Origin of the sequence: Streptomyces sp. NPDC020681 (genome assembly GCF_044334895.1) — a bacterium.
Classification (GTDB): domain Bacteria; phylum Actinomycetota; class Actinomycetes; order Streptomycetales; family Streptomycetaceae; genus Streptomyces.
The window spans coordinates 1-6,505 of sequence record NZ_JBIRTX010000059.1; the positions used below are offsets into that span (position 1 = coordinate 1).

The following is a 6,505-nucleotide window of genomic DNA, read 5'->3' on the forward strand; positions in this document are numbered from 1 at the left end:
ACCAACTCGGCCTTCGGCCGTCCCGTCCTCGCCATCCACCCAGAATGCCGAACCACCCACTACTTTCGCAGCGAAATCACGACTCAGGACACTAGTGGAAGGACGACCTCGCCGACAGCTTCTTCGACGTGTACGGCGAGGCCTTCACGATAGTTGGCTGCGGTTCCGTCGGCATCCGCCTCGCCGAGGTGGCGAAGGCCTTCGGAATGCGCGTCATAGGCGTACGGCGCAGCCTCCCGCGCTCCGAACCCCGGCGGGATCGAGTCGGTGTCGGCACATCGTGTTCGTGAAGCACCCCCGCGTTCGCGCGCTGTCGGCGACCTGGTTCCTGCAACCGACGAGACGCACGGCTTCTTCGACGAAAGCACCTTCAGGTCATGCCGCCCTGGGGCGGTCTTCATCACCGGGGGCGGGCCAGCTTGACGTGAAGTAGCGCAAGCCACTTGCGCTCGACGATCCGCTCCGCCACCACCCGCGGATGGTACGCACGCCGACGAGCGCCGTCTTCAGTCACGCCTACATGGACCAGGGGTCGCCTTCTTGCGTGACAACCTTCGGCTTTTCCTCGCCGGCCAGTCCCTCAACGGTGCTGTCACCCCAACCCTCGGGGGCCGCATCTCCACTGAACAGCAGGCGTCCAAGAACGACCTGTTGCGGCAGTTCACGGTCTTCCGAGATCATGGGCGGCGATCCACGCATCTCCCGTGCCACGATCGACCGAGCATTACAACTCGGGCTCAAGGTCAACTGCGTACTTCAGCGGTCCTACCTGGAAGTCGTTTCGGTGTCGCCGAACTCGCCAAGGACTCCCATTGTCGTGCGGCTGATCGAGTTGCAGCGCATCGGACCGGCGGAGGCACTGTTCCACGGAGTTCGTGCCCGAAGCGGAGGTCCGCAAATGCCTGCACGCCTGGGTTCGAGAAGGCTGGCGTGATCTATCCTCGACCCCGGTCCGGTATCGGCCAGAGCCGTCTTGAGCGGCACTCAACAGGTGTTGATTGCCACTCAGGATGAGGATACGAAGACTGGGACTATATTGTAGTTTATCCGGAAGAAGTTCTCTGGGTCGTATTGCGCCTTGATCCGGCCCAGCCTCTCGTACTTCTCCGGTCCGCCGAAGGCTTCGACCACGCGGTCCATCTCGTCGAAGTTGAGCATGTTGACGTAGACCCCCTTCCCGACCCACGGTTCGAGTGCACGGACGATTTTCCGGGTCCGGGCGATGTAGTCGCGGTCGTGCGCCGACTCGTCCCACTTCATCGCGAAGTTCAGCCACAGCAGATAGCCGCGGTTGGAGAACGCCGTGGCCTCCTCGGGGACATCGCCTATCGCCCCGCCGAGGCCGATGATCGCGACCTCGCCCTCCATCGGCATGTCCTTCCAGAAGTCGACGAGGGTGTCGATCGCCACGCCGCTCAGCTCCGTTACGTGCGCCTCCTTGGTGTAGTATCGATGGCCTTCGGCAAACTCGGGATCGAGCGCCTTCTGCATGCCCGCCGCGAACGGCATCACTTTCGTGGTCTGCAGGCATGGCCGGCCGACGGCGCCAAGGCGTTCGACGAACTCGGCGCCCGCCGGGTCCTCGGCATCGCCCAGCCACATCGAGAACATCATCAGCAGCCTCTCGCCCGCCAGTTCCTGGGGCACATAGGGCAGCGCCGGCATGTCGTGCTTGAGCGCCGCGTGCCAGCCGATGGTGCGCGGAAGGGTCGGGACGATCGATGCGTAGGCGCGCAGCGCCTCGGCGGCGTCTTCCGGCCGGTACAGGGACATGCCAGTGCGGATCATCGGACCGAACTCGTGTGCTGCGAAAGTGAACCGGGTGACCACTCCGAAGTTGCCGCCCCCGCCCTTGAGGGCCCAGAACAGGTCGGGGTGATCGGTGGCGGAGACTTCGATCACCTCTCCGCTGGCTAGCACGATTTCGAGGGAGACGAACTGATCGCAGGTCAGGCCGTGCTTGCGGGAGAACCAGCCGATACCGCCGCCGAGGGCCAGGCCGGCGACACCCGTCTTCGACACGACTCCGGCGGGGACGACCAGTCCGTGGGGAGCGGTCGCCTCGTCGACATCGCCCAGCAGGCAGCCGCCGCCGACGTGCACGAGTTTGCGTTCAGTGTCGACGGACACCGAACGCATCCCGCTGAGGTCGATGGTCAGACCGCCGTCCGACAGAGCCTTGCCTGAGACCGAGTGCCCGCCGCAACGGATGGCGGGCGGGAGCCCGTTCTCCCGCGCGCCGTTGACGGCGGCGACCACGTCCTCGGTGCTGGTGCAGCGCAGAATCAGTCCAGGGCGCTTGTCGATCATCCCGTTCCATACCACGCGCGCATCGTCGTAGTCGGCGTGGCCCGGGCCGATGATCTCGCCTTTGAACCGTGCGCCCAGTTGATCGGCTATGCGTACCTGTATCTCCTGATCCATGCCAGGATGCCTTGCGGTGTCGGCGGTGGTGGATGGATTCGTTGACATGTGACATTGCCTTCCGGGTGGCAGACGGACGGTCTTCCGCCTGTGGACAGGTGAGGGTCGGCTCGCTCGGGTCAGGCCGTCGGCGGTGTGGAGCGTCTCCCAGGCCGCCCGCTCATGCCAGTATCCTTTTTAGCCGTTCATTCCCTTTTGTTCCGTTCTGCGGCTAGCCGCCGCATCGCATTGAGGGTGGCCTCGACGGCCTTGAGCTAGTCCGCTGTCAGGGAGTCGAGGTACTCCCGCGGTCGTCGTCCAGGCCCTCGATCTCGTTGACGATCACGCCCAGGACCGGACCGGCGATACGGGTGAACACGACCCGGTGCGGAGGTTCCAGCGTGACGCGCTCGGTGAGGCGCTGGCCGCGGAAGTTGATGTCTCGGTCGAAGACGGTGTCACCATGTCGTGCGACGATCTGACAAAAGGTCATACTGGGCACGAACGGCAGCCCGTTGTCCGCTTTGAGCACCAGGCCGTCCCAGACGGCAGCGCGGTCGAGTCGCGGCTCGCCGGGGGCATTGACGGGCAGTTGGTGCGATACGTAGATCATGATGCGTTCCTCCATGACTCGACTGGGTCGACGACGGCGTTCTCCAGGCTGCCCAGGCCGTCGATGGTGGTGCGGAGGACAGCGCCGGCGCGGAGGAAAAAGCCGCGGCCGCCCCACTCCGGAAGGGGTGGCGGTAGGAATGACGCCGCAGGGTTCGAGGGCGACGACTTCGCTCGCGGCCGAGGTGACTTCAGCGACCGTGCAGATCAAGTCGGATGTCGATCCGTCCTGCGGGAGCCGGCCGTTCACCCACAAGCACAGACGCAGGTCCTGCGGATCGGGTACCTGGAACGCAGGGTGATGCCAGGCCCAAAGGGGCGAGGGAGCCATCGATGGAGGTGGAGGCGACCAGTCATAGGCGAAGGCGTCGGCCAGCACTGCGCGTCGTCTGTGATGGCCGCGGGCGGTGATGTCGTTGGCGACGCAGTAGTCCGAGACGTGCGACAGCGCGCCCGCACGGGGGATGTCACGGCCGCCGATGGCGATGACGACGGCGAGTTCGGCCTCCCCGCCGTGGCGCGCTGTCTCGGGAGAGCAGACGGTGATGGGGTCACTAGGGCCGATGTCGGTCATGACGGTTCTTCGCGGGCGAGGGCGGACACCCCGAGGATCTGGTCGTGGACGCAGGCAATGTCCAGCTCCCCCCACTCGTCCCGCACGGCCTTGTCGAACACAGCCTTGGCCGAGGTAAACACCGGCGTCGGCATGCCGACGCAGGCGGCGTGCTCCTCGACCTGTTCGAGGACGGAGTGCAGAGTGCCGACCGGACCGGGCGCAGGCGGCGCCCAGGCGCGCTCCCGCATGACCGGACCGCGCTGCTTCCAGATCGCCGATGCCGCGATCGAGTTGTCGAGCGTGCGCTGGACGAGCTCCAAGTCCAAACCGCTGCGCCGGGCCAGCACCATCGCCTCCGCGGCCGCCGCGGTGTGCACGGCGACGAGCATCATCGCGACGTACTTCAAATGGGCACCGGTTCCGAACGCCCCCGTGTACACCCAGGGACCCGAGATCGCGTCGAGCACCGGCCGGACCGTCTCGACGCTCGCCGGTTCGCCCGAGGCGAAGGTCGTCGCCAGCCGGGGAGCGATCATGCCCGGACTTCCGCTGATGGGACAGTCCAGCAGGTCTCCGCCCTTGTCCCGCACAGCGTCCCGAACGAAGCTCTTGCGGCCGACGTCGACGGTGCTCATCTCTATGTGGACGGTACCCGCCCTCAGCGTGGTGAGCGTGCCCGTCTCGCCGCAGACGACCTCCTCGACGGTGTGCGCGTCAGGCAGGATCGACAGCAGGACATCGGCCTGCGCCGCGACCTCGGCAGACGAGGCGGCCGTGCTGCCACCGGCAGCGACCAGCTCCGGTGAGCCCTGACGCCGGTAGCCGATGACTTCGAAGCCACGTTCCAGCAGGTTGCGGGCGATCGGCATTCCCATCCTGCCAAGGCCGATCATACCGACTCGGTACATCGTTCCCTCCCTCGGTCGCGTATCTGGTCATGGGGTCACACGCCGCAGCCGCCCGACTGCCAGCTACGCGGGCGCTGAGCAAATCTCGCTGTCGATCGTCATCGGGGGCTCATGTCCTCGCTGCGCTGATGCGTTGGGTCTTCGGCGTGGAGCGGTGCGATTGGCACGCCTCGCGGTTGGCGACCGCTGTCGTCCGGTCTCTCGGGGGGCCGCATCCTGCCGCCTGGCCGGACACAGCGGCACAGACGCACGACTGTTCCTCCGGCTGACGTCGGATCCACCACGGTGCGTCGGCGGTTGGGTCGAGGTGACCCCATGTTCTGTACGCGGCCGGAATGGAGCGGACCATCGGTCCGACCCGGCGGCAGGCGGTTTGGTCAGGTGTTGTTGGGGGGCGTCAGGGCGGCTGCCAGTGCCGGCGCGTCGTAGGCGTTCTCCCAGTGCTCGACGATGCGGCCGTTCTCAAAACGCCACAGGCCGCAGAATGGTGTGGCGGCCTCGCGTGGGTGGCGTATCCGCAGGACGCCCAGGACGGCGCCGAAGTGGTCGTTGGCCACGATGTGCTGGACATCCATGACAAGGGTGCCGCCGGCGGCGTCCAGCAGGGCGTGCTCGTGGGCCATGACCGCATCCTTGCCGACGAGAGGATGGGGGTCTTCCACGGTGCGGTTGGCGCGGTGCAGGAGGACATCGTCGCTGATGTAGTTCTCGATGCGGTTGAGGTCTGCGTAGACGGTCCGCAGGGTCTCGGTGTTGGGGTGGACGGCCGCTGGAGTCCGGGTGGTTGTGGTCACGGCTGTTGCCTTTCAGGCCGGTGTGTGCACGGTCGGGCGATAGGGCGTCTCCTGGGAGCAGCGCTCCTCGATCTCGGCCCACTGGTCGGCGTCGAGAATGAGGTCGACTGCCTTGGCGTTCTCTTCGAGGTGGTGGATCGATGTGGTGCCGGGGATGAGCAATGTGTTCGGGGAGTGGTGCAGCAGCCAGGCGAGCCCCACCTGGGCCGGGGTGGCTCCGACGTTCTTCGCCGCTTCAGTGAGGGCACCGGAGGGTGCGACCAGGTCGCCGTGGCCGAGCGGGAACCAGGGGATGAAGGCGATGTCCTGTTCCTCGGCGTATGTCAGGGCTGCTTCGCCGGTCCGGTCGGCGATGTTGTAGAGGTTTTCCACGGCGACGATGTCCGCGTAACTGCGGGCTTCGGTGAGCTGCTCGACGGTGACCTCGGGCTGCCCGGAGAGGCCGATGTGGCGGATCTTGCCCTCTTCCTGGAGGCGGACGAGTTCGCCGAGCTGGTCGGCCAGCGGCACGACAGGGTCGATGCGGTGGAGCTGGTAGAGGTCGATGCGCTCCAGTCCGAGTTTGTGAAGGCTCAACTCGACCTGCTGGCGCAGGTATTCGGGGCGGCCGAGGGCGACGATGTACTCCGCCCTGCCCTCCTCACGCACCCAGTCCCGGGGGCCGCTGCGGAGCATGCCACCCTTGGTGGCGATCACCAGGTTCTCGGGGTAGGGGTGCAGTGCTTTGCGGATGATCTGCTCGCTGTAGTCCGGGCCGTAAGAGTCGGCGGTGTCGATGAAGTTGACGCCGAGTTCCACGGCGCGACGCAGCACGCGAACGGCCTGGTCGGGGTCTTTGGGTGGGCCCCAGAAGCCGGGGCCGGTCAGGTGCAAGGCGCCATAACCCAGACGGTTGACCGTCAGGTCACCGCCGAGAGAGAAGGTAGTGGGTGTAGCAGTCATTGGGATTCCTCATCTCCTTGGTATGAAGTCGCAAATGCCCTAGAGAGGCTCTGTTGTGGGCGGCGCAGTGGTGTTGTGTGTCGCCGGGTGCTCGACTGCCTGGAAGAGGGGGTGGGCGAGGGGCTGTCGGTGGTCCAGGTCCCGAGGGAGGCTTCGGCGGTGATGCCGGGGCCGAATCCGGCGAGCAGGCCTCGAGCTCCCTGGGGTAGTCCTTCGTCGAACAGGCGGCGCAGAGCGTCGAGCACCACTCCCGAGGCGATGTTGCCGTACTCGGTCAGGGTGGCCCGACT

The 6,505-nt window shown here is 66.3% G+C and carries 6 protein-coding genes and 2 pseudogenes; 1 reads left to right on the top strand and 7 read right to left on the bottom strand.

What is annotated here, in order from left to right; all coding sequences use genetic code 11:
- Nucleotides 1-116 precede the first annotated feature (116 nt).
- Nucleotides 117-290, top strand: a pseudogene (locus ACH4YL_RS40525) (NAD(P)-dependent oxidoreductase); the annotation flags it as partial.
- A 226-nt stretch (nt 291-516) separates the two neighbouring features.
- On the opposite strand, the gene ACH4YL_RS40530 reads toward ACH4YL_RS40525, so the two are convergent.
- From ACH4YL_RS40530 to ACH4YL_RS40560, 7 genes and pseudogenes are all read right to left on the bottom strand, one after another.
- The gene (locus tag ACH4YL_RS40530) at nt 517-681 is read right to left on the bottom strand and encodes a hypothetical protein (protein WP_398512554.1); all 165 of its coding nucleotides are present in this window, start codon (nt 679-681) and stop codon (nt 517-519) included.
- 324 nt (nt 682-1,005) lie between these two features.
- Nucleotides 1,006-2,424 carry an FAD-binding oxidoreductase gene (locus tag ACH4YL_RS40535; RefSeq protein WP_398512555.1) on the bottom strand — a complete coding sequence of 473 codons (1,419 nt, stop codon included), beginning with the start codon at nt 2,422-2,424 and terminating at the stop codon, nt 1,006-1,008.
- Nucleotides 2,425-2,689: 265 nt separating this feature from the next.
- Nucleotides 2,690-3,589: an AtaL-like protein gene (locus ACH4YL_RS40540; protein ID WP_398512556.1), complete on the bottom strand. Its 900-nt coding sequence runs from the start codon at nt 3,587-3,589 to the stop codon at nt 2,690-2,692.
- The gene (locus ACH4YL_RS40545) at nt 3,586-4,479 is read right to left on the bottom strand and encodes an NAD(P)-dependent oxidoreductase (protein ID WP_398512557.1); all 894 of its coding nucleotides are present in this window, start codon (nt 4,477-4,479) and stop codon (nt 3,586-3,588) included. The genes ACH4YL_RS40540 and ACH4YL_RS40545 overlap by 4 nt, the downstream gene beginning before the upstream one ends.
- 377 nt (nt 4,480-4,856) lie before the next feature.
- On the bottom strand, nt 4,857-5,273 hold the full coding sequence (locus tag ACH4YL_RS40550; RefSeq protein WP_398512558.1) for a nuclear transport factor 2 family protein: 417 nt from the start codon (nt 5,271-5,273) through the stop codon (nt 4,857-4,859).
- A gap of 12 nt (nt 5,274-5,285) precedes the next feature.
- Nucleotides 5,286-6,215, bottom strand: coding sequence for an aldo/keto reductase (locus ACH4YL_RS40555; protein WP_398512559.1), 930 nt, complete (start codon nt 6,213-6,215; stop codon nt 5,286-5,288).
- Nucleotides 6,212-6,505: pseudogene (locus ACH4YL_RS40560) on the bottom strand (hypothetical protein); the annotation flags it as partial. The gene ACH4YL_RS40555 and the pseudogene ACH4YL_RS40560, both read right to left, overlap by 4 nt.